General features: G+C 64.1%; 18 protein-coding genes. 17 read left to right on the forward strand and 1 reads right to left on the reverse strand.

The window, feature by feature from the left end:
• Positions 1 to 2,814, reverse strand: a complete 2,814-nt coding sequence (gene tssH / locus AC1D05_RS05235) for a type VI secretion system ATPase TssH (RefSeq protein WP_477438844.1) — start codon at positions 2,812 to 2,814, stop codon at positions 1 to 3.
• A gap of 326 nt (positions 2,815 to 3,140) precedes the next feature.
• On the opposite strand from tssH, the gene tssA reads away from it, so the two are divergent.
• The 17 genes from tssA to AC1D05_RS05320 are packed head-to-tail and all read left to right on the forward strand — an operon-like array spanning position 3,141 to position 22,023.
• Complete coding sequence (tssA, locus tag AC1D05_RS05240) at positions 3,141 to 4,313, forward strand: type VI secretion system protein TssA (RefSeq protein WP_477438846.1); 1,173 nt, start codon at positions 3,141 to 3,143, stop codon at positions 4,311 to 4,313.
• A gap of 6 nt (positions 4,314 to 4,319) precedes the next feature.
• Positions 4,320 to 4,859, forward strand: a complete 540-nt coding sequence (gene tssB, locus AC1D05_RS05245; RefSeq protein ID WP_023767752.1) for a type VI secretion system contractile sheath small subunit — start codon at positions 4,320 to 4,322, stop codon at positions 4,857 to 4,859.
• A 3-nt stretch (positions 4,860 to 4,862) separates the two neighbouring features.
• A complete protein-coding gene (gene tssC / locus AC1D05_RS05250; RefSeq protein WP_477438848.1) occupies positions 4,863 to 6,368 on the forward strand; it encodes a type VI secretion system contractile sheath large subunit in 1,506 nt (501 codons plus the stop codon).
• A gap of 47 nt (positions 6,369 to 6,415) precedes the next feature.
• Positions 6,416 to 6,871, forward strand: coding sequence for an Hcp family type VI secretion system effector (locus AC1D05_RS05255; protein ID WP_027042794.1), 456 nt, complete (start codon positions 6,416 to 6,418; stop codon positions 6,869 to 6,871).
• Positions 6,858 to 7,613, forward strand: coding sequence for a type VI secretion system baseplate subunit TssE (gene tssE, locus AC1D05_RS05260; protein WP_477439126.1), 756 nt, complete (start codon positions 6,858 to 6,860; stop codon positions 7,611 to 7,613). The genes AC1D05_RS05255 and tssE overlap by 14 nt, the downstream gene beginning before the upstream one ends.
• 1 nt (position 7,614) lies before the next feature.
• Positions 7,615 to 9,489 carry a type VI secretion system baseplate subunit TssF gene (gene tssF, locus AC1D05_RS05265; RefSeq protein WP_477438850.1) on the forward strand — a complete coding sequence of 625 codons (1,875 nt, stop codon included), beginning with the start codon at positions 7,615 to 7,617 and terminating at the stop codon, positions 9,487 to 9,489.
• Positions 9,453 to 10,520 (forward strand): type VI secretion system baseplate subunit TssG, encoded by a 1,068-nt coding sequence (tssG, locus tag AC1D05_RS05270; RefSeq protein ID WP_477438852.1) that lies wholly within the window; start codon positions 9,453 to 9,455, stop codon positions 10,518 to 10,520. Before tssF ends, tssG begins: the two co-directional genes overlap by 37 nt.
• Positions 10,517 to 11,989 carry a type VI secretion system-associated FHA domain protein TagH gene (tagH, locus tag AC1D05_RS05275; RefSeq protein ID WP_477438854.1) on the forward strand — a complete coding sequence of 491 codons (1,473 nt, stop codon included), beginning with the start codon at positions 10,517 to 10,519 and terminating at the stop codon, positions 11,987 to 11,989. Before tssG ends, tagH begins: the two co-directional genes overlap by 4 nt.
• 3 nt (positions 11,990 to 11,992) lie before the next feature.
• Complete coding sequence (tssJ, locus tag AC1D05_RS05280; RefSeq protein ID WP_477438856.1) at positions 11,993 to 12,445, forward strand: type VI secretion system lipoprotein TssJ; 453 nt, start codon at positions 11,993 to 11,995, stop codon at positions 12,443 to 12,445.
• A 39-nt stretch (positions 12,446 to 12,484) separates the two neighbouring features.
• Positions 12,485 to 13,819: a type VI secretion system baseplate subunit TssK gene (tssK, locus tag AC1D05_RS05285; protein ID WP_477438858.1), complete on the forward strand. Its 1,335-nt coding sequence runs from the start codon at positions 12,485 to 12,487 to the stop codon at positions 13,817 to 13,819.
• A 4-nt stretch (positions 13,820 to 13,823) separates the two neighbouring features.
• Complete coding sequence (gene icmH / locus AC1D05_RS05290) at positions 13,824 to 15,146, forward strand: type IVB secretion system protein IcmH/DotU (RefSeq protein ID WP_477439128.1); 1,323 nt, start codon at positions 13,824 to 13,826, stop codon at positions 15,144 to 15,146.
• Between the two features lies 1 nt (position 15,147).
• Positions 15,148 to 18,684, forward strand: a complete 3,537-nt coding sequence (gene tssM / locus AC1D05_RS05295; RefSeq protein WP_477438860.1) for a type VI secretion system membrane subunit TssM — start codon at positions 15,148 to 15,150, stop codon at positions 18,682 to 18,684.
• On the forward strand, positions 18,666 to 19,208 hold the full coding sequence (tagF, locus tag AC1D05_RS05300) for a type VI secretion system-associated protein TagF (protein ID WP_477438862.1): 543 nt from the start codon (positions 18,666 to 18,668) through the stop codon (positions 19,206 to 19,208). Before tssM ends, tagF begins: the two co-directional genes overlap by 19 nt.
• 2 nt (positions 19,209 to 19,210) lie before the next feature.
• A complete protein-coding gene (locus tag AC1D05_RS05305) occupies positions 19,211 to 20,044 on the forward strand; it encodes a PAAR-like domain-containing protein (RefSeq protein WP_172232278.1) in 834 nt (277 codons plus the stop codon).
• A 6-nt stretch (positions 20,045 to 20,050) separates the two neighbouring features.
• The gene (locus AC1D05_RS05310; protein WP_477438864.1) at positions 20,051 to 20,443 is read left to right on the forward strand and encodes a hypothetical protein; all 393 of its coding nucleotides are present in this window, start codon (positions 20,051 to 20,053) and stop codon (positions 20,441 to 20,443) included.
• A complete protein-coding gene (locus AC1D05_RS05315; RefSeq protein WP_477438866.1) occupies positions 20,443 to 20,931 on the forward strand; it encodes a hypothetical protein in 489 nt (162 codons plus the stop codon). The genes AC1D05_RS05310 and AC1D05_RS05315 overlap by 1 nt, the downstream gene beginning before the upstream one ends.
• A gap of 3 nt (positions 20,932 to 20,934) precedes the next feature.
• Positions 20,935 to 22,023: a DUF2169 family type VI secretion system accessory protein gene (locus tag AC1D05_RS05320; RefSeq protein WP_477438868.1), complete on the forward strand. Its 1,089-nt coding sequence runs from the start codon at positions 20,935 to 20,937 to the stop codon at positions 22,021 to 22,023.
• The last annotated feature ends 11 nt before the right edge of the window (positions 22,024 to 22,034 follow it).

The raw sequence follows: 22,034 nt of genomic DNA on the forward strand, positions 1-22,034 counted from the left end.
CTACTCGAAGGAATAGGTGAAACCTTCCTTGGAGGCGCCGACGGTGACCTTTGTCATCTTTTCGCCGCCGAGCGAGCGGTTGAGCACGCCGCGGCTCAGTTCCGGCAGCAGCGTGTTGGTCAGGATGGCATCGATCATCCGCCCGCCGGATTCGATCTCGGTGCAGCGCGCCTTGACCAGATCCATGACACCGTCTCCGATCACCAATTCCGCATCGTTGGTTGCCCGTAGCCGGCGAGCGATCTTGGCAAACTGGTGACGGGTGATCGCCTCGATCATTCCATCTGAAAGCGGATAGTAGGGAATGGTCACCACCCGGCCAAGGAAGGCGGCAGGGAAGACCTTCAGCAGCGGGCTGCGCAAGGCGGTATCCAGATCGTCGAGGCCGGCCCGCAGCGTGCCATTCTTCGTGCGGTCCATGATGACCTCGGAGCCGACATTCGAGGTGAGCAGGATCAGCGTGTTCTTGAAATCGATCCGCCGGCCCTCGCTGTCGTCCATCATGCCCTTGTCGAAAACCTGGAAGAAGATTTCGTGCACGTCGGGATGCGCCTTCTCGACCTCGTCGAGCAGGATCACCGAATAGGGTTTTCTGCGCACCGCCTCGGTCAGGATACCGCCCTTGCCGTAGCCGACATAACCGGGCGGCGCGCCTTTGAGTGTCGAGACCGTGTGCGCCTCCTGGAACTCGGACATGTTGATGGAGATCAGGTTCTGCTCGCCACCGTAAAGTGTTTCGGCCAGCGCCAAGGCCGTCTCGGTCTTGCCGACGCCCGAGGGGCCGCAGAGCAGGAAGACGCCGACCGGCTTTTCAGGCGCGCCGAGCCCGGCGCGGCTGGTCTGCACGCGTTTGGCGATCATCTCCATGGCGTGATCCTGGCCGACGACCCGCTCCGAAAGCGTGGTGGCGAGCTTGAGCGCCTTTTCGGTCTGGCTGGACAGCATCCGTCCGGTCGGGATTCCGGTCCAGTCCTGAACCACGGCCGCCACCGCATTGCGGTCGACGGACGGCAGGATCAGCGGCGTCTCGCCTTGCGCCTCGGCAAGCTCAGCCATGAGTTCGCGCAACCGGGCGAGATCGGCGGCAGGATCTGACGGCAAAGGATCGGCAACCGCCGGCGCCTCGGCCTTGGCTTTGGCCGCTTTGGTCTTCGTGGTTTCAGCCTTCCCCGTTTCAGCCTTGGGCGACCCAGTCTTGGGCACCTTGGTCTTTTCTGCGTCCGCCGCTGGCGTTTCGGCATCAGCCTCAGCGGTCGCCGCCGTATCGAGCTGCACGCCCTCGCCGCGCAGCCGCGCGCGCAATTCGAGGATATTGGCAACCAGCGCCTTTTCGCGCTCCCAGCGCCCCTCGGCGGCGGCCAGCGTGGTCTCGGTTTCGGCTAGCCCGGTGTCGACCCGCGCCTGCCGGTCAGTCACCTCGATGCCGATCGCGGCCTCGCGACCAATGATGCCGCGCTCGACCTCCAGCGCTTGGCGGCGGCGCATGATGTCCTCGACCTCGGCCGGCGTGGCATGCTGCGATATGGCGACACGGGCGCAGGCGGTGTCGAGAAGGCTCACGGCCTTGTCAGGCAGTTGCCGTGCCGGGATGTAGCGGTGCGACAGGCCGACCGCCGCCTCGATCGCCTCGTCGAGTATCTGCACCTTGTGGTGCTGCTCCAGGACGCCGGCCACACCGCGCAACATGAGAACGGCCACCGCCTCCGACGGTTCGTCGATCTTCACCACCTGGAAACGGCGGGTCAGCGCCGGGTCCTTCTCGATGTGCTGCTTGTATTCGGCCCAGGTCGTTGCCGCGATGGTGCGAAGTTCGCCGCGCGCCAGCGCCGGTTTCAAGAGGTTGGCGGCATCGCCGGTTCCGGCAGCACCGCCGGCGCCGATCAGCGTGTGGGCTTCGTCGATGAACAGGATGACCGGCGTTTCGGACGATTGAACCTCGTCGATGACGGCCTTCAGCCGTTTTTCGAATTCGCCCTTCACGCTGGCGCCCGCCTGCATCAATCCGACGTCGAGCATGCGCACGCTGACATTCTGCAGGGTGGGCGGCACGTCGCCCTGGGCGATACGCAAGGCAAAGCCCTCGACGACCGCGGTCTTGCCGACCCCGGCCTCGCCGGTCAGGATCGGGTTGTTTTGCCGGCGCCGCATCAGGATATCGACGATCTGCCGGATCTCCGGATCGCGGCCGACGACCGGATCGATCTTGCCGTCGCGGGCGCGCTGGGTCAGGTCGGTGGCGTATTTCGCCAGCGCCGAATCCCCGCCTGGCCCCCGTTTAATCGGCGTTTCCGGGGCGGAGACCGTGGTCGAAGCGCCGGCTTCGAGTGAGCCCTCCATGACATCGGCGAACCGCGCGATGACCGCGTCGGCGTCGATCTTGTCGAACTCGCCGCTGATCTTCGACAGCAGGCCCTCCAGCACCGGCGTCTTCAGGCAGGCAAGCAGAATATGGGCGCTGCGGACTTCCTCGACGCCGAACTCCAGCGTCGCCAGATTCCAGGCTTCCTGAATGGCATGAAAGATATGGTCGGAGAACTCCTCGATCGATGTGGCGCCATAAGGCAGCTTGTCGACGGCGCGGGTCATAGCGGCGGTGATCCGGCTCGCATCCACGCCAGCATCGGCGATGATCATTTGCACGTCCGAGCGGTCGGACAGCACCAGTTGCTCGATGAAATGGACGAGTTCGACGTAAGGATTGCCGCGCAGTTTGGCGGTGTCGGCAGCAGCCTTGAAGGCGCGGACACCAACAGGATTGAGCTTGCCGACCAGTTCCTTGCGTTTGAAGGTCTGCGATGACCGGCGCTGTTCCATCGAACGTGCTCCTGCAGTCTGCCAGCCGACAAATTGCCACATAAGCCATCACTTGACAAAGCGATGTCGCGATGCCCGGTTTAGCCGGCTCCTTTCCATTTGTGGAAAGTCCCGCACCACCGGCTGTAAACAGCCACGGAACTGGGCACCGCTCCGCGATGCGGTTCGCCTTGCAGCTTCGGCAACCACACCAAGGATTTCGGCACTCTGGCGGCGATTGCGTTTAGCCTCTGTTAATTTTTGAGCCGTCCTTGAATTGTGGTAAAGTACAACCGTGTGTTAACGTCGCGTCACTTACGGTTTGAGGTCGGTCGCTGGGGGTTTGAGTGATTGATGCCGCGCTCTGGCTTAGTCCGCTCGACGGTGGAAACCCGTCCGGGGAGGACTTGCGCAACGACCCGGCTTTTCATGAGCTGGAGCGCCTGACCGAGCCCGAGGTCAAGGTCGTCCACGACGGCAACAACAAGCCCACGTCGCAAAGCACCATTCCGGTCGACTGGTCCGCGGTGCTGGCAAAGGCGGCGGACTTGCGCGCGCATGGCCGCGACCTTCGCCTGCTCGTCATCGTCACGCGCGCACTGGCCAATGAAGAAGGGCTGGCCGGGCTCGCGCAGGGTTTGACACTCATTGCGCAGACGTTCGATCAGCATTGGGAAACCATGCATCCCGCCCTGCGGCCCAATGCTTCGCCCCGCGATGCCGCCTTGCGCCGTATCAACGCGCTGCTCGACCTGCAGAATGGTCAGGACGGGCTGCTGGCGAATCTCAGGCAAATGATTTTCTTTACGCCCCGCTCGATCGGGCCGATCAGCGGCCGCGACCTGGAACAAAGCGCGCTCGACGACCGTGTCATGCTGCAGGAAGCCGCCTCGGGATTGAACACAGCGGAAAAGGCCGCACTGGTCAGCGCGCATGGGCAACTCTTGAACCGGGTGAGAGCCGGATGTGCGGCACAGATCGATCAGGCCGGTGCGGAGATGGTCTCGCTGGTCGCCGACGCCCGGGCGGCGATCGCAGCGCTTGACGCGGTCGAAACCGCCCTCAACGCCCGCCTCGAAGGCGGCGGCGCTCCCGTTCCGGAATTAAAACGGTTTCTGCAGCGTTTGCTGACGACCCTCGAACGGAACGCGGCAGCGGGTGCGGTGGCGAATGGCGCGGCTAGGCAGCCCAACCCGGCAGAACCGGCAACGCCTGCTCGAAACGGTCATGGAGCCGAGACTATGGCAAGTGCGGCAAGCTACACGGACTCGAACACAGGGCTTCCCGACCGGATTTCCTCGCGCGACGACGTGGTGAAATGCCTCGACCTGGTCGTCGCCTTCTATGACCGCACCGAACCGTCGAGCCCTATCCCGCATCTGGCGCGGCGCGTGCGCCGCATGGTGCACATGGATTTCGTTGAACTGATGGAAGATCTCGCCCCGTCTGGGCTGAAGGAATTCCGGCTCCTTGCCGGTGTTCCCGATGTCAAGAAGACGGCTCAGAAGGATGAAAGGTAACAGCACATGCCAGCCGAAAGCAAAGCGAAGGTCATCGAACGAAATCGCGCGCCGCGGGTGCAGATCGCCTACGACGTGGAAACCTACGGTAGCCCGACGACGATCGAATTGCCGTTTGTGATGGCCGTGATGGCCGACCTTTCCGGCGCTTCGCAGACCAAGGAAGCATCAAAATCGGTGCTGGACCGATCCTTCGTCGAGACCGACGCGAACCGCTTCCCCAAATTCATGGAGGCGCTCGGGCCGCGCGTCAAAGCCCGGGTTAAGAACACGCTGCCGCAGGCCGAAGGCCAGGAGCGCGACGAGGAACTGGCGCTCGATCTCACCTTCACCAAGATGGGTGATTTCGCTCCCGACAAGGTGGCCGAGCAGGTGCCGCAACTAGCCGAGATCCTAAAGATGCGCCGCCAGCTCGAGGAACTGCTCGGTTTCATGGACGGCCGCGTCGACGCCGAAAAACGCATCGCGCAGCTTCTGAACAATGAGCCGCTTCTTGGCAAGATCGCCAGCCAGGCACTGGCCGACGACGACAAGGCAGGGGAGTAGACCATGGCCGAACAGCAAAAGACCGCCGCCGTCACCGCCGAGGCCGAAGCCATAAACCTCGACGAATTCAGCGGGCTCCTCGAGAAGGACTTCAAGGTCAAGAAGGACGACAGCGAGAAGCTGCAGCAACTGGTGCGCAATCTCGCACTCGCGGCGCAATCGCGTTCCGATACCACGACCATCTCGTCCAATGCGATCAAGTCGATCAAGTCGCTGATCGCCGGCATCGACAAGATGCTGACGGCACAGGTCAACGAGATCCTGCACGCGCCCGAAGTGCGCGAGATGGAAGGCACATGGCGCGGCCTCTGGTATCTCGTCAACAACACCGAGACGGATCAGAAGCTGAAGATCCGGGTGATGAACATCTCCAAGGAGCAGCTGGCCGACACGCTCGAAGACTATGAAGGCCAGATGTGGGACCAGAGCCCGATCTTCAAGAAGGTCTATACGGACGAGTATTCGATGCTGGGCGGCGAGCCGATCGGCTGCGTGATCGGCGCCTATGAATTCTCCAACCACCCGCGCGACGTCGGCCTGCTGCGCAATATCTCCGGCATCTGCGCCTCGGCGCACACGCCGTTTATCGCAGCCGCCTCGCCACGCCTGTTCCGCATGGACAGCTGGCAGGAATTGCCCAACCCGCAAGACCTGCAGCAGATCGTCTCCAACCCGGCCTATGCGTCGTGGCAGTCGCTGCGCGAGAGCGAGGACGCCCGCTATATCGGCCTGACCATGCCCCGGGTTCTGGCCAGGCTGCCCTACGGCACCGATACGGTTCCGGTGAAGGGCTTCACCTTCGAGGAAGAGGTGCAGGGCGATCACAACAAATATGTCTGGATGAACGCCGCCTTCCCGATGGGCGTCAACATCAACCGCAGCCACAAGCTTTTCGGCTGGGGCACGCAGATCCGCGGCGTCGAGAATGGCGGCACGGTGCTTAACCTGCCGGTGCACAGCTTCCCGACCGACGATGGCTCGATCGCGATGAAATGCCCGACCGAAGTCGCCATCGACGACCGGCGCGAGGCCGAACTGGCCAAGCTCGGCCTGATGCCAATCCTGCACCGGAAGAATACCGATCTGGCGGCTTTCATCGGCGCCCATTCGCTGCAGGACGACGAAACGCGCGCCGGCCGGCTGGTCGACCCCGACGCCCAGTCGAACGAAAGGCTGAGCGCCAACCTGCCTTACCTTTTCCCGGTCTCGCGCTTCGCGCACTACCTTAAGGCGATTGCGCGCGACAAGGTCGGCTCGTTCAAGGAGCGCTCCGACATGCAGATCTGGCTGACCGAGTGGATCAACCGCTACGTGCTGGCCAACCCGGCCTTTGCCGACGACAAGGCGCGCGCCAAGCGCCCGCTTGCCGCGGCCGAAGTCCAGGTGGACAGCGTGGAGGGACGGCCGGGCTACTACAATGCCCGCTTCTATCTGCGCCCGCATTACCAGCTGGAAGGCATCAACGCCTCGCTGCGGCTGGTATCGGAACTGCCGTCCGTGAAGACCTGATTGCAGCAACCAGACCTTGTTTTGTTTGAAAGCGGTGGAGAAAGACAATGCCAGTCAAGATCGATGGTTTTCTGAAGGTTCCCGACATTAAGGGCCCAAGCACCCGCGACGGCCACTCAGACGAAATCGAAATCCATGGCGTCGACTACAAGATGGTCGCGCCCTATGACCCGAATTCACTCTCACGCCGTGGCCGCGTGTCGATGGGCATGATCAAGTTCATCAAACATTACGACAAATCCTCGCCCTATCTGAAAAAGGCCCTGTTCGAGAACAAGGCGCTCGATGAAGTGGTGTTCTCCGCACGGCGGACCATCGATGGCGAGACCAAGGATTATCTGGTCGTCACGCTCACCGACGCCTCGATCATGGAATACGACATGTCGCAGGCCGAGGATGAGGAGGACCTGATCCAGGAAGAGGTCAGCTTCGCCTACAAGAAGATCAAGTTCGTCTATGACGGCAATGATGAAGCCGAAATGGATGTCTATGTCGGCAAGTGAGGTTCGGCGGCCCGGCGCGGGCAAGCAACAGATCGCGGGCAGCCTGCGGGCGAAAAGCGAGGCGGTCCAGCCGTCGCTGTGGGATCGCCTCGTCAACGACCTGCCGGGCCTGACCTCGGAGATAGACGGGCTGCGCCATGTCCTGCTGGACGAGCTTGGCGCAGACCGTCTCGACACCCTTGTTGCCGGCAGTGCGCGGACCATCGACGCCGATGCGGAGCTGACGCCCGATCAGAAACGACGTCTGCATCGCCTGGCTTTTCAGACCCAGCACCGCGTCGAGATCGAAAGCCGTGGTGTGGTGGTATCGGCCCGCGTGCTCAGGGAGGCGGTGCGGCGCGACATCGAAGCTCTGTTCAACACCGAGCGCTTCGAGGCCACGCCGCTGCTTTCCGACCTGGAAAACGAGCAGATGGCGGACAATCCGCCGTCACTCGCCGATTTTCCGGAGGTGCGTCGAAGCGTGGTCAATTACGGCGTGCCGTCCTTCTCGGGCCGGTCGTCCCGCGACTTTGACCGCGACGTGCTGGCGCGCGAAATCCGCTCGGTGCTCGCCACCTTCGAGCCCCGCCTCAAGGACAGCGCGACGAAGGTTACTGTCACCCTGGGCGACAAGACCGTGGGCCTGAAGATCGAGATCGATGCCGTGCTGATCATGACGCCCACACCGGAACGCATGCGCCTGCGCACCACGATCAATCTCGACAACGGCTTGGCGCGGACCGAAATTAGGGACGCCTGAGATGGATCGGGTTTTCGTCGAATATTACGAGGAGGAACTGACCCATATCCGCGGCCTTGCGGCGGAATTTGCCGACATGCATCCGGCGGTGGCGCGCAACCTCTCCCTCGATACGGTGCCCTGCCCGGATCCCTATGTCGAACGGCTGCTGGACGGCGTCGCCTTCCTCGCCGCGCGCACCCGGCTGAAAGTCGACGCCGAGCGCTCGCGATTTTCGCGCAGCGTGCTCGATGTCCTCTATCCCGATCTGGTCACGCCGGCGCCGGCGACGGCGATGGCCGTGCTGAAACCCGGCCAGCAGGTGCAGACCATGCCCGCCGGCCACGTCGTCAAGCGCAACACGCGGCTGGTCTCCAGCCTGCAACCCGGCCTGTCGACGCGCTGCACTTTCTCCACCGCGCAGGATATGACCCTGTGGCCGATAGCAATCACGTCGGTCAGCTATTTTCAGGATCGCAGTGCGCTGGCCGCGGCCGGCATAGGGCCGATTGGCGGCACCGGCGGCGAGGCGGCGCTGCGTCTGGCGCTGACGCGGACCGGAAAAGGCAAACTCGACGAATTGGCGCTCGACCGGCTTGACCTCTATTTCGCCGGACGCACCAAAGCGCCGCTTCTGTTCGACGCGATTTTCGGCGCCTGCGTGGCCATTGGCGCACGACCGGAAGGCAAGACCAACCGGCTGTCGCCCTTGCCGGCACCCGAAATGGTCGGCATCAGCGACGACGAGGCGTTGATGCCGCGCACCCGCCCGACATTCGAAGGCTACCGCCTGCTGCGCGAATACTTCGTCATGCCGGAGCGCTTTCACTATGTGCGGGTCCAGGGGCTGCGGCCGGTGGTGCGCAAATGCGAGGCAGGGCTGGAGATCATCTTCCTGTTCCGCCGCCCGGCGCCCGAACTCGCCGACCTGACGCCGGCGGATTTCGAACTTTTCGCGACGCCGATCATCAATCTGTTCGAGCGCGAGTGCAACGTCGTCGAGCTCGATCAGCGCAAGACGCGGCAGGTGCTGCACGCCGACCGCACGCGGGCGCGCGACTTCGAGATTTATCGTGTGCTCCGCGTCGAGGATGCCGACAGTGAAGGCAGCGACGCCGAGATACCGGAGCTGTTCAGCCTGGGGCAGAACCGCGGCAGTGGCTGGGTCTATTCGACGGAACGGCGCCCTCGCCGGGCGACGGAGGATGAGCGGAGCGACGGCCTGACCCGCACGTCATACACCGGGGACGATGTTTTCCTGGCCGTATCCCGGCCGCTTGGAAGCCCGGCGAACCGGCCGCTCAAGCGGCTCGACATCATGGCGCTTTGCACCAACCGTGACCTGCCGATCCTCGATGACAATCCGACCTTGACGCTCGAGGCCGGCGACCCGGTCGAATCCGTTCGGCTGCTCGGTGCGTTGCGTCCGCCGCAGCCGGCCATCCCCGCGGCATTGCCCACCGGAGCCGACGATGAATCCCGCGCCGACGATCTCGCCTGGCGGCTGGTGGCGCAGCTGGCGCTCAATTTCTTGAGCCTCGCCAAGGAAGGCCGCGGCGTCGATCCGCTGCATGCGTTGCTCGATCTTTATGCCGATCGCGGCGACCCGAGCCTTGCCCGCAATGTGCATTCGATCGTGCGCATCGACTCGCGGTCGGTGATCGAACGGCTGCAGATCGACGGGCCGATGTGCTTCGGGCGTGGCACTGAAGTGACGCTGCATGTCGATCAGTCGGTGCTGGCCGGGCAAAGCACCTTGCTGCTTTCGGCCTTGCTGGCGCGGCTGTTTGCCCGCCATGCCGGAATAAACGGCTTCGTGCGAACCCGTACGCGGCTGCTGCAGAAGCAGGAGGATGTGCCATGGCCGATGACGCCCGGCAATCGCTACCTGATCTAGACAGGCCTAGCCTCGACCGGGCCGAAGGTCTGTCCGAAGCGTTCGACTTTTTCGAACTGCTGCGCCGTCTCGAACAGCGGAGCGGTCTGTTCGGCCATTCGGGGCGCCCCGACCGCGAGCCGGCACGGCTCGGCCAGCATGTGCGGCTCGCCTTTTCCGCGCGGGACCTGGTGCAGTTCCGCGAAGCCAGCGACAAGGCGCCGGCCCGGGTCACGATTGCAAATCTTGGCCTGTTGGGACCCGAGGGGCCGATGCCGCTGCATCTGACGCGCTGGGTGCTCGACCGCCTGTCGCAGCGCTGGTTTGCCGGCGCCGACGCACAGCAGACCAGCGACACGACGTTCGTGGACTTCGTCAACATCCTTCAGCACCGCATGATCGCCCTCTACTATCGGGCCTGGGCGGATGCGCACCCCGCGGTCCAGGTCGAGCGCGCGGTCGGCGGCCGCGTCCGCGCCATGCTGGAAGCGATGGCGGGGATCGGACTTCCGGGCACCCAGAACCCTGACCTCGACACCGTCAAGCTTCGCCAGGCGGCGTCGCTGGCCAGTCAGGTCGATGGCCCGGAGCGGCTGACGCTGTTCCTGGCGGAAGCGTTCAGGGTGCCGGTCCAGATCAAGGAGTTCATCGCCGCCTGGATAACCATACCGACCGGGCTGCAGACCCAGCTCGCCAAAGCCTATGCGGGGCTCGGCCGGGGGGCGACGATCGGCCCGCGCGTTTTCAACCGCCAAAGCAGGATCGAGCTGCGCGTCGGCCCTCTCGGTTTCGAGGAGTTCAAGGCGTTCCTGCCGGGAGGACCGCGCCTCAAACTGTTCAAGCAGGCCGTTCGCGACATGGTCGGGGAGTCGCTCGACGTCGATTTGCGCATCGTGCTGGCGCGCGAAGCGGTGCCGCCGCCCCGCATCGGAACGGTCCAGCTCGGCCGGACCGCCTGGCTTGCGCGGCCCGCCGAAAGGGGCGATGCTGACGAATTGCGGCTGCGAACAATTGTCGGATGGCGGCCGAAAATGGCGGGGGTCGCGGCATGAGCCTGCTGCTGACGCTGGAGCAAGGGCCACGCACCCAGGCGGTACGGCAGACCCGGCTGGACGAAGGCGAGCTGGTGATCGGCCGCAGCGCCGACGCAGGCTGGCAGATCAACGATCCCGACATGTTCGTTTCCCGCGCCCATTGCAAGATCACGGGCGGGCGAGACGGCTATTTCGTTACCGACACGTCGAGCAGTGGGCTGTACATAAACGACTCAGACAGCCCGCTTGGTGCCGGCCAGTCGACGCGCCTTCAAAGCGGCATGCGGCTGAGACTTGGCGACTATGTCGTCTATGTCGACCTGCAGGCGCCAACCGCCCAGGCACCGGCAGCCAGCCAGCCGGTTCCCGAACGCCTGCCGCCGGCATCGCGGACGCCGATAAGCATCGGCAGTGACGACTTCTTTTCCGCCAAGGTCGAGGAAGAGCCGCGACGGCCACGTCCGGCCGATCTGCCAAACCCGTTCGAGCAGCCGGTTGCGGGCGCGTTCGAGCGTGCCGCCTCCGGCCAGCGCAGCTCGCCTGCTTTCGATGATCCGTTCAGCCTCGATCCGGTTTCGACGCCTGGGTCGATGGGCGTTGGCCCTCGTCCCGAAACTGGCAACACACCAACCTTCGCGGATCCGTTCAGCCTCGACCCGGCGCCTTCTGTTAACCGCCCAACCGAACCCGCCGCCGGAAAGCCATCCGAATTCAAGGATGACTTTGGTTTTGGACCAGCGGCCGTTTCCAGTTCGGCAAACGGCGTCGTCTCGAACGCACAGCGTGAGCGCATCGCCCCACGACCGCAATCCGCCAATCCCTGGGATCTGCCTGTGCCGGCAGCAGACGCCCTTCCTCCAGTGCGGACGGGCGCTGCCGCAAAACCTGCCCGCCTGCCGGCAGCGGCGCAACTGGGGGACATGGCGCTTCGCTCCGCATTCCTGCGCGGCATGGGCATCGATGAAGCTGATTTCCCGGAGCGCGACAGTATCGCGGAAATGGAGAAGTTCGGCCGCGAATACCGGCTGATGATGGAAGGCCTGATGCAGCTTCTGCGCAAGCGGGCCGAGGAAAAGGGCAACGCCCGTGTCGCCCAGACCGTGGTCGGGGCTTCCGAAGTCAATCCGCTCAAGTTCCTGCCGACGGTCGACGACGCCATCGTCACGCTTATCGCCGAGCGCAGCCCCGGCTTTCTCGCCGGCGAAGCGGCTATCGCCGACGCGGTCCGCGATCTCGCGCAACACCACGTGCGCGCCTGGCGCGGCGTGCAGGCTGCCTTGCGTCGGATGGTCGACCGTTTTGACCCGGCAGCAATCGAGGAAGAGCTGAAATCGAATTCGGCGATCGGCACGCTACTTTCGGGCGGGCGCGGCGCCAAGCTGTGGGAGCTCTACCAGAAACGCCATCGTGAAATCGCCGAGAGCGCGGAAAAGAGCTTTCTTGGCGAAATCGGCGCCGATTTTCGGGACGCATATGAGGAGGAGTAAGACATGATCGACCGACGCGAATTTATCGTTGCCTTGGGCGCGACCGGACTGCTTGCGGCTTGTCAGAGCGGTCCGCCGAAACCTTCGGTGATCACCGTCAACGTGACCGGCGGGGCCGGCATGAACCCGGGACCGGGCGGCGGCGACCGGCCGGTGACAGTTCTCGTCATGCGGCTGCGCAGCACCGGCAAATTCAACTCCGCCGACTACTTTGCCCTGCAGGGCGATGCCGGCTCGGCGCTGGCAGGCGATCTCATCGGATCCGACCAGATCGCCGTCGGGCCGGGTAAATCCGCGTCCAAGACCATCACCGTCGAGCCGGACGCGACGGCGCTGGGCTTCGTCGCACTGATCCGCGACCCCACCGGCAGGAACTGGCGCACGACCAAGTCCGTGTCGTCGGGATCGAAATTCACGATCAATGTCTCGCTTGGCAGCGGCGGTATTTCCGCCTGACGGCCAGGGCAAGGGGAGCTCGATGCAGAGAGTAGCGGCATGAGCGATGCAAACAGGGTGCTGTGGTCCGAAGGGCTTTTCCTGCGGACCCAGCATTTCCAGCAGCAGGATCGCTTCTTCGAGGCGACGGTGCGCGGCGTGTTGCAGGCCGGGCAGTTGCATACGTTCGGCTTTCAGCAGCTGACGCTGGACCAGGCGCTGCTCGACGCCGGTCAGGTCGCCATCCTGTCGGCTCGCGGCATCTTCCCGGACGGGACGCCCTTCGCCATTCCAGAGATGATGGACGCACCGCGGCCGTTGCCGGTCACCTCAGATACGGCTGCGGGACCGGTGCTGGTCGCCTTGCCGCTCGAGCCTCCCGGCGGTGTCGGCTTCGATCCCGCACACGCCGCCGCCTCGGGAGCGCGCTACCATGGGCGGATCGTTTCGGTACGCGACGCCGTCCAGGGCGGTTCGGACCCTGAAGAAATCGAAATCGCCCGTCCGCAGGCGCTGCTGCTGGCGCCCGGCAAGTCGGTCGGCGGCTACACCGCCCTGCCGATCGCCGACCTCAAGGGTGTTCGAGCCGATGGCGGCGTCTCGCTGGACGAGACCTTCCTGCCGCCGACGCTGGTGACCGGCGCGGTGGCCTGGTATCGGCAATTGCTGCTGGAAGTCGTCACCGGCCTCGACCAGATCGCCGAAGCGCATGGCAAGATGGTCATGGGCGGACCGGGGCGCAGCGTCGAAGACCTGCTGATGCTCAACCTCGCCAATGCGGCTCGGCCGCGGCTGGCCCACATGCTGGCGCAGGATGTCTTCCATCCGGCCGAGCTTTACCTGGAGCTTGCCGGGCTCGCCGGTTCGATGGCGACCTACGGCTCGAGCGCGCGGCGGCTGGGCGAGTTGCCGGCTTACGATCACATGGCGCCCGGCCCCGCCTACATGGCGCTGGCGGATGCGCTGCGCTCGCTCATCCTCAGCCTGCGCTACATCGAGCCGAAATCGCGTGCGCTGCCGGTCATGCGGCATTCGACCAATGTCTGGAAAATCCGCATCGACAACCCGAAGCTGCTGGTGGCCAGCCGCATCGTCATCCGCGTCGGTTCGGAGCTGTCGGAAGACGCGCTGCGCAAGATCTTCGTCAATCAGGCGACTGTCGGCTCGGCCGACCAGTTCGAGGGCCTGTGGAAATCGCGTCTGCCCGGCATTCCGCTGAAGCCGCTTCATTCCCAGCCGCGCGAGATCCCCTACGACGGCGATCGGCTGTGCCTCGAACTGGATCAGAAAAGCGAGCACTGGGCGTCGCTGCTCGATGCCCCCGGCTTCGTCATCGGCGTTTCGGGCGTGTTGCCAAGCGAGCCGCAGGTGGACTGCTACTCGGTGAACAGGTGAGATGATGAGCCGCGATGATCCTTTCGGACTGTCGGAGGATCGCGAGCGCACCCGCATACGATTGTCCGGCGCGCCGACGCCGCGGCCGATGGCGCCGCTCTTGCCGGGCGCGGCGGTGAAGCGGTCTCGCACCCATCCGAACGCGCTCGTCAACGCATTCGCGCCCCTGCTTGAATTCGCGCCCGAGCTTGAAAGCGCGCTGGCGCCGGAAAACCCGGAAGCACTGCGCACCCGATTGCTCGAAGAACTGGTTCGGGCACGCGATACGGCAATGTCGACGGGATCCTCGATGGAGCGTGCCGATCAGGCAGCCTGGGTCGTGGCGGCGTTGCTCGACGATCTCGCCCTGAACACGCCCTGGGGCGGGGCCAGCGCCTGGCCACGGCAGCCGCTTGTGGTCATGCTGCGTGGCGACGTCGATGCCGGCACGCAATTCTTCACGCGTCTCGACGAACTCGAACGCCATCCCAACCGCGATCGCGAATTGCTGGAGCTGCAGTATGACTGCATGGCGCTCGGCTTCCGCGGCAAGTATCGCGTGCCCGGCCGCTCAGGCGACCGCTCGCTCAACGCCGTTCGCGTGGCCGCAGCACGCTTCCTGCGCGATGCCGACGCCGAGGGCGCGCCGCTGTCGCCAAACTGGAAGGGCGTCATCGCCTCCGACGAACCGCAGCGCTTCATCGTGCCGATCTGGGTCATGGCGCTCGGTGCGGCGGTTGTCGCCACGGCCATCCATATCGGGCTGTCGATGGGCCTGAGCAGCCAGGCGGTCGAACTATCAGCCCTTGTGCGCGCGCTGCCGCCGCCCGAACGCGGCGACATCAGCCGGACGTCGCCCAAGGTCGACGCCCCGCCGCCGGAAAAAGTGGATTTTGCGCTGTTGCCGGAATTCCAGGCCGGGGCGCCGGCCGACCTCAAATCCGCGCTCAGCGGCACCGAGAGCGTCTCGCTGGCCAAGCTGATCATCCAGGCTTCCAACCCCGAACTGTTCCAGTCGTCGCGGCCGCAACTGAGCGACGGCTTCGAGCCCTTGATCGCTTCGATCGCCAAGGTGATCCTGGCCAATCAGGAGTTGATCGGGAACATCACGGTGATAGGTCATACGGACGGCGTTCCCCTGCAAAAGACCAATCCGCTGTCGACCAACCAACGCCTGTCGGAGGCGCGCGCCCAGACGATCGCCGACATGCTGGTCCAGAACGGGGTGCCGCAGGACCGCGTCCATTCCGAGGGCCGTGCGGCCACGGACCCGGTGGCCAGCGACAGCACGCGCGAGGGGCGAGCCTTGAACCGCCGCGTCGAGGTGCTCGTCGAAAAGAGGCTGTGAGATGTTCATCCTGCGCTTCCTCTGGGCGGTCCTGACATCGCGCTGGCTGTGGACGCTGATCGGCATCACGCTGCTTTCCCTGGTCATCTGGGTGTTCGGTCCGATCGTCAGGGTCGGTCCCTATTCGCCTTTCGATTCCGACAATGTGCGCATTGCCATGATCGCGGGGCTGATCATCCTGTGGCTGATCTGGCTGATCGTCGCCCAGCGCCGGGCGATCCGCGCCAACCGCATGTTCGTCGCCGAGATCGCAGCACCCGTGGCGGAAAAGCCGCTCAGTCCCGGCGAAGAGAACGTCGCGGCCGTGGGGGCCAAATTCGCCGAGGTGATGGCCGAACTGAAGCGGCGCAAGCTCGGCGGACGCAAGTTCCTGCGCGAGATGCCGTGGTACGTGATCGTCGGGCCGCCGGCCACCGGCAAGACCACGGCCCTGCGGCAGTCCGGACTGAATTTTCCGATCGACCTCACCGACGATTTGCAAGGCGTCGGCGGCACGCGCAACTGCGACTGGTTCTTTTCCGAGAGCGCGGTTCTGATCGACACCGCCGGCCGCTATGTCCAGCAGGAGAGCCAGCCTGACGTCGACGCGGCGGAATGGCTGGGCTTCCTCGACCTTCTGAAGAAGCATCGCGGCCGCCGCGCGCTGAACGGCGTGATCGTCGCGCTCTCGATCGATGTGCTTTCGGAGGGCGATGAAGCCATCAAGGCGCACGGCCGCAAGATCCGCCGCCGGCTGGCCGAACTCAACGACCGGCTCGAAATCCGCCTTCCGGTCTATCTGATGCTGACCAAGGCCGACCTGATCAAGGGTTTCGAGGCTTTCTTCGGCGGCCTGTCCACTGCTTCGCGCGAGCAGGTCTGGGGAACGACCTTCGCGCTGGATGCGCGCGTCGATGCCAAGACCATCGAACGCGAAATTTCGACGCTGGCGACGGAACTCGAGCGGCGGCTGGTGCCGCGCCTGGAGGACGAGGACAAGCTCGCCGCCCGCGCCGAGATCTTCAGGTTTCCAGCCCAGCTTTCCAGCCTGTCCGAACCGATCCAGGTGCTGGTCGAGGCGATGTTCGGCGAAAGCCGCTATGAAGAGGCCGCCTGGCTGCGCGGCCTCTATCTGACATCAGCAACGCAGGAAGGCGCGCCCATCGACCGGCTGACCGCGGCGCTGTCGTCGTCCTTCGGCCTGCCGCCACGGCGGGCGCTGCCCGCACCAAGGGTCGAGAAACGCAGCTTCTTCCTGAAGAACCTGCTCACCGAGGTCATCTTCAGGGAAGCCGGCCTCGGCACGTTCGACCCGCTGGCGCAGCGCCGCCGCGCCTGGATCTGGCGCGGTGCGGCGGCTGCATGTGCGGCGGCGGCCTTGCTGGCCGGCGGGCTGTTCACCTGGTCCTATTTTGACAACCGCAACGCGATCACGGCGCAGGCGAGCCAGTTCGAGGCTCTGCAAACGCCGCTGACCGCAACAGCCGCAAATCCGGCGTCGGTGCAGCAGCCTGCCATCGACGGCGCGCTCGAGGCGATGGACGCGGTCGCGAATGCCCGGACAGCACCGCCGGGCGCCCCCCAGGATCTGCTGGGGCCATCGGCCTCGGCGGAACTGGTGCGGGCACAGACCGACACATACGACCATGCGCTCCGCAACGTGCTCGAGCCGCGCATGGTGGCGCTGCTCGAGGCGACCATGTGGCGGCAGATCCGCGATCCTGACTTCATGCTCGGGGCTCTCAAGACCTATCGCATGATGACGGGCCTGTCGCAGATGGACTCCGACTTCGCCCAGAACTGGTGGGTGAACAGCCTGCAGGAATTCGCGGCCGCGGCACCCTTTCCGACCGCCGATGCCGAAGAGCATCAGCTTGCCGCCATCCGCCGCATGGCGGTCGACGAAAGCTATGTCGCGCCCGACCAGGCGCTGGTCGCCGAAGCGCTGAAAACAGTGTGCACGATCTCGTTGCCGGCACGGGCCTACAAGCAGTTGCTGGCCGATCCGGAGGTGGCCGGGCTCAAGGAGTGGATCCCGGCCAATTTCGCCGGTCCCAATGGTGGCAAGGTGTTTGCGCGGCGTTCCGACAAGACGCTTCGCGTCGGCATTGCCGGCGCCTTCACCTATGCCGGCTTCCACGACGCCATTCTCGACCGCATCGACGATGTCGCCGCCCAGGCGGCACTCGATCGCGCGGTTTTCGCCGGCGGCTGCTCGGAGAATTCCGAGACCTCGGTCTCTGCGTTGTCCGAAGATATTCTGAAGCTCTACTATGACGACTACATTGCGCAATGGGACAGCTTCCTGCGCGACATGCGGCTCGCGCCATTGACCGATCTCAATGTCGCCAGTGAAAATCTGAAGGATCTCTCGAGTGCCGATTCAGCGCTGAAGCGGCTGCTGACCGCGGTCGTGCAGGAGACCGAATTGACGCGCTCCGACGACGCAGCCGCCGACGACAAGGCAGCGGCCAAGGGCGCCTCGAAACTGCTCGGCAAGCTGGGCAAACTCGGCAAGCTGGCGACAAGCGGTGCGAAACTGCTGCCCCGCGCCGGATCCGCCAGCGAGGTGGACCTGACCGGCAATCTGGTGGCCGAACATTTCAAGCCGCTGAAGAGCACCATTGCCGAGGTCGACGGCCAGCCGCCGGCGCTCGATGCCGCCGTTGTCGCCCTGACCGCGCTGTCGAATGTGCTGCAGACGGTCACCGCCAACCCCAATCCGCAGGACGCCATCAAGAAGCAGGGTGGCCTTGCCGAGCTGACGGGTGCGGTCGCCAGGCAGGCACAGATCCTGCCCGACCCTATCAACGTCTGGCTTAGCGGCATTGCCGGCGACACCAGCAATTTGACCCAGAAGGCGGTCACTTCGGAGCTCAACGCCATCTGGCGGGCGGATATACTGCCGTTCTGCCAGGCCGCGCTCAACGACCGCTATCCGTTCAGCCCCGACAGCGCGGTGGACGTCAATGTGCGAGATTTCGCCCGCCTGTTCGGACCGGCCGGGCTGATCGACGGCTTCATCAACGACCACCTGATCAACTATGTCGACACCACCAGCCAGCCGTGGAAATGGCGCGCCGATTTCGGCCTCGATCCTTCGGCGCTGGCGGCGTTCGAGCAGGCCAGGCATATCCGCGACGATCTCTTTCCCGGCGGGACCGGACCGGTGATGAGCTTCACGCTCGAACCGAAGGACCTGTCTCCCAACGTCACGCGGGTCACGCTCAATCTCGATGGTCAGACCCTCGTCTATTTCAACAACGCGACGCGGCCGCAACCGATGACCTGGCCGGGCAAGGACGGCACCGGGGTCATTTCGCTCGCCTTCCAGCCGATCGACGGTTCGCCCGAAATCATGCTCAACGAGACTGGCAGCTGGGCCTGGCTGAGGATGCTGCGCAATGGCCGTTTCGCCGGCACGTCGCTGTCCGATGTCTACAGCCTGCGCCTGGGCACGAAGGGAATGTGGGCCGATTTCGAACTCAAGGCCGCCAGCGTCGAGAACCCCTACAATCTGCAGATGTTCAAGAAATTCTCATGTCCGCCGCAGATATGAACACCGGATACTTCGGCAAGATCCCGGCGACCGGAGATTTCGTCGCCGCCAACCTGCCGCGGACTTTCATCGACCGCTGGGACCGCTGGATATCGATGGAATTACGCGCGCGGCCGGACGAGCACGAGGACCTCGATGACCGCGTCTGGCGCTTCGTCATCCAGGGCGCGATTTTTGGCGAAAAACCCTGCGCCGGTGCCTGGCGCATGAGCCAGGACCGTGTCGGTCGCCGCTATCCTTTCGCTGTTGTGAGCATTGGCGCAATGCCAGAGGCAGCGGATCCCTGGTTCAAGGGCATGGCGGACATCGCCAATCTGACTGTGAAGGAGCTTTGGGACCAGCAATACATCGCGGCGCGCCTGCGAGCGCTGGAACCGCCAAGACAGTTCTCCGCACTGAAGCGCATTGTTTTCTGGACGGATGACTGGGAGGTGCGTGAACTCGCCTTCGCTGACATTCATGACCTCGCCAACAACGCGCTGCCGGCAATGCGCGCGGCGCGTGCCGTGTCACAGGAGTCCTGATCATGGGGCTCAGCGTCTATGCCGAGAAGATGGGCTTTTTCCACAAGGGCAGCAACGGCCAGGGCATTGCGCCCGGCGATGTCTGTCTGTCGCCGCCATCCCCACCCGCGGGTCCGGTTCCGGTTCCCTACGTCAATATGCTGTCGTCATCCGACCTGACCAAAGGCACCAAGAGCGTCAAGATCGACGGCGAGCCGACAGCTATCGAGAATGCGTCGGAAATCTCGACCAGCACCGGCAACGAGCCGGCAACGCAAGGCCTCGGCGCGGGAGTCATAACCCATCAGATCAAGGGCAAGGGCGTCTTCAAACTATGGTCGTTCACGGTGAAGGCGGAAGGCAAGGGCGTCGATCGTCATGGCGACACGATGGACCAGAACACCGCCAGTGACCCGCCGCCCAATTGCGTCAACCCGGCCGCGTTCAACAAGTTTCTGGCAACGTTGACCACGGATCAGAAGACGACGAAATGCGCGGTCAAATATGACCGGGTCGCGCACCGTCCAAAACGCACCGATGACCAGTCGGCCAAGGTCAACGGCAAGGCCTGTTGGCAATGCAAGAAGACCCGACGGGGTCGCTACTCAAAACTGGTTCCAACACCTCCCAACGACGAGATGAAGCAGGAGATGGTCCATGATCATCAACCGCCGCTCTGCGTTGCGTGGGAGATGGGTGGGTGTAACATGGAGAAATCGCCCGACGCCTTCCTGGCTCATTTCTCGACGCCGGAATCGGTCAAACCCCATTGTGGTCGATGCTCGACGTCGCAAGGCTCTCCGGCCGCGAAATATGCCAAGAACTTTATCGACGATATGCCCGTGGCAATTGGGTGACGAGTGATGCGCGGTATAGAAGAAATCAGAGACAGCTACATCAGCGAACTTATCGCCATCCAGCCCGAATTGGAGGATTGGTGGGATGACATGATCGCCGACGAAGGACAGGCCGTCTGGAAACGCTGGCCGACCGGGATCGCGGGGCACCCACGGGTGCTGGCGATCTTCCGCAAGCATTACCTTGAGATTGTGGCCTGGAACAATGCGCAACGCCCCGAGGGCGATGAGCCCGAAGAGAAGTGGGGCGTCGATAGCGGTGGCCGAAGTCGGGCTTTCGAGTGGCCGGTCGAAATCCTCATCATCAATGTCCGGCATTTTGCCCCGGAACTCCAACCCCTCATCGATGGCCTGTGCTTTGTGCCGATGGCCATGAACCCCGAAGACGAGGTTGAATAGTGGCCCTGATCACACGCTACAGTTCAGATCTCGGTATCAGACGCTTGCTCGCGCAGCCCCGTGATGTCGCCCCGCCGCAAGATATCCGCGTCGCTCGCAAGCACGACGAGGCCAGCCCGACGCACAGGACCTTGTTCGCCGAGTATGAGGCGGAGTTGACGGACGCCTACGACATCGCCGTCGAGTGGTGGGCAGACATCATTTCCACCGAAGAGGAGCTCCAGGGCAGCCGCGAGAAGGCCCTCGAGAAAGCCTTCGATGACCGCGTCGCGGGTGCGGCGGCCAGTCCGCAGGTGGTCTGGGTGATACGCCGCTACTGGCTGAAATGCGTCACGATCAACGTCAGCGCGGGTGAAGAAACTGGCGTCGCGGCCGAAATCTTCCTGCTGCAATGGCTGATCGATGCAGGCAAGACCGAGTTGGTCAAGCTCGTCGCCTGTATGCCCTACTGGCCGATCGGCCAGAACGAAAAAGGCAATTGGTGCTGATCCATGATGTTCGCGGTCTGGATCGAGAATCGCACGCCGTTCGTCGCCGGCACCTTTGTCCAGGCAAATGCTGACGGTAACGAGGTTTTCCTGGCGGTTTTCTCGGCCAGCTTCGATATGCCGGGGGATGCCACGCGATTTCAGCCAGCGGTGCAACAACTGCCGGTGAGCTTCGGCGACGTGCCATTCGGCGACCCTGCCTGCTCGTCAACCCGCTATGAAGGCGAGATCGCCTGGACCAAGCCGGGGATCGACATTATCTTGAACGGCCAGGCATATGCGCCGCGCGAGGGGCGCGTCCAAGAGATGCAGGTCGGGTTGAAGGTGGCCAGCATCCGTAAGGTACTCAACGTGAGCGGCGATCGCCTCTATGATGCGGGCGGCTACAGCCAGCCACATCCCTTCGCGAGGATGCCGATCATCTACGAGCGCGCTTACGGCGGTACCGATGACCGCGGCAGGACTGATCCGCGTAACCCGCTTGGCGTCGGCTTCCATCATGCGCGCTCCGCTGACAAGGCCGTGAAGACGCATGCACCCAACGTCACCTATGCGAGTGAGCCGTTCCGTAGCCCGTCCGATCGGCCAAGACCGGCCGGGTTTGGCGTGATCGGACGTGGCTGGCATCCAAGGCTGCCGCTAGCGGGCACTTACGATCAAGCCTGGATCGACAATCAGTGGCCTCTTGCGCCAAGGGATTTCGATCCGCGCCACAATCTCTGCGCGCCCGCCGATCAGCAGTTGCAGTATCTGAACGAAGGCGAGGAGGTCAGCGTCATCGGCATGACGCCAGACGGCCGCTGGAACTTCCGGCTGCCGCGTGTCATGGCTCCGATCCGCCTTCTTTACGACGACCGTGCGGAGGATTGGGCTTTCCACATCGACACGGTTGTCATCGAGCCGGATTTGCGCCGCGTCACGCTGAAGTCGCGCTTGTCCATCGTCACCAGGCGCAACACGCCCGCGCTCAGGGAGATCGTCTTCGGCCATGTGACGCCCGCCTTTCTCCTCGCGCGACGCAAGCGCAAGGCCTATCTCAGCCCGCGCGGCGACGACGGACTGATCGCCGCGAGGGCGACATGGCTGGGCTGAGGGCTCCGATC

The sequence above is a fragment of the Mesorhizobium sp. P2_E9 genome (assembly GCF_056403815.1).

What these genes read in the sequence shown, in the direction of transcription:
- tssM (WP_477438860.1), top strand. Translation starts at nt 15,148, where the DNA reads ATGTTCATCCTGCGCTTCCTCTGGGCGGTCCTGACATCGCGCTGGCTG.
- tagH (WP_477438854.1), top strand. Translation starts at nt 10,517, where the DNA reads ATGAGCCTGCTGCTGACGCTGGAGCAAGGGCCACGCACCCAGGCGGTA.
- tssF (WP_477438850.1), top strand. Translation starts at nt 7,615, where the DNA reads ATGGATCGGGTTTTCGTCGAATATTACGAGGAGGAACTGACCCATATC.
- tssC (WP_477438848.1), top strand. Translation starts at nt 4,863, where the DNA reads ATGGCCGAACAGCAAAAGACCGCCGCCGTCACCGCCGAGGCCGAAGCC.
- tssG (WP_477438852.1), top strand. Translation starts at nt 9,453, where the DNA reads ATGGCCGATGACGCCCGGCAATCGCTACCTGATCTAGACAGGCCTAGC.
- tssB (WP_023767752.1), top strand. Translation starts at nt 4,320, where the DNA reads ATGCCAGCCGAAAGCAAAGCGAAGGTCATCGAACGAAATCGCGCGCCG.
- AC1D05_RS05310 (WP_477438864.1), top strand. Translation starts at nt 20,051, where the DNA reads ATGCGCGGTATAGAAGAAATCAGAGACAGCTACATCAGCGAACTTATC.
- AC1D05_RS05320 (WP_477438868.1), top strand. Translation starts at nt 20,935, where the DNA reads ATGATGTTCGCGGTCTGGATCGAGAATCGCACGCCGTTCGTCGCCGGC.
- AC1D05_RS05255 (WP_027042794.1), top strand. Translation starts at nt 6,416, where the DNA reads ATGCCAGTCAAGATCGATGGTTTTCTGAAGGTTCCCGACATTAAGGGC.
- tssK (WP_477438858.1), top strand. Translation starts at nt 12,485, where the DNA reads ATGAGCGATGCAAACAGGGTGCTGTGGTCCGAAGGGCTTTTCCTGCGG.
- AC1D05_RS05305 (WP_172232278.1), top strand. Translation starts at nt 19,211, where the DNA reads ATGGGGCTCAGCGTCTATGCCGAGAAGATGGGCTTTTTCCACAAGGGC.
- tagF (WP_477438862.1), top strand. Translation starts at nt 18,666, where the DNA reads ATGTCCGCCGCAGATATGAACACCGGATACTTCGGCAAGATCCCGGCG.
- tssH (WP_477438844.1), bottom strand. Translation starts at nt 2,814, where the DNA reads ATGGAACAGCGCCGGTCATCGCAGACCTTCAAACGCAAGGAACTGGTC.
- icmH (WP_477439128.1), top strand. Translation starts at nt 13,824, where the DNA reads ATGAGCCGCGATGATCCTTTCGGACTGTCGGAGGATCGCGAGCGCACC.
- tssE (WP_477439126.1), top strand. Translation starts at nt 6,858, where the DNA reads ATGTCGGCAAGTGAGGTTCGGCGGCCCGGCGCGGGCAAGCAACAGATC.
- tssJ (WP_477438856.1), top strand. Translation starts at nt 11,993, where the DNA reads ATGATCGACCGACGCGAATTTATCGTTGCCTTGGGCGCGACCGGACTG.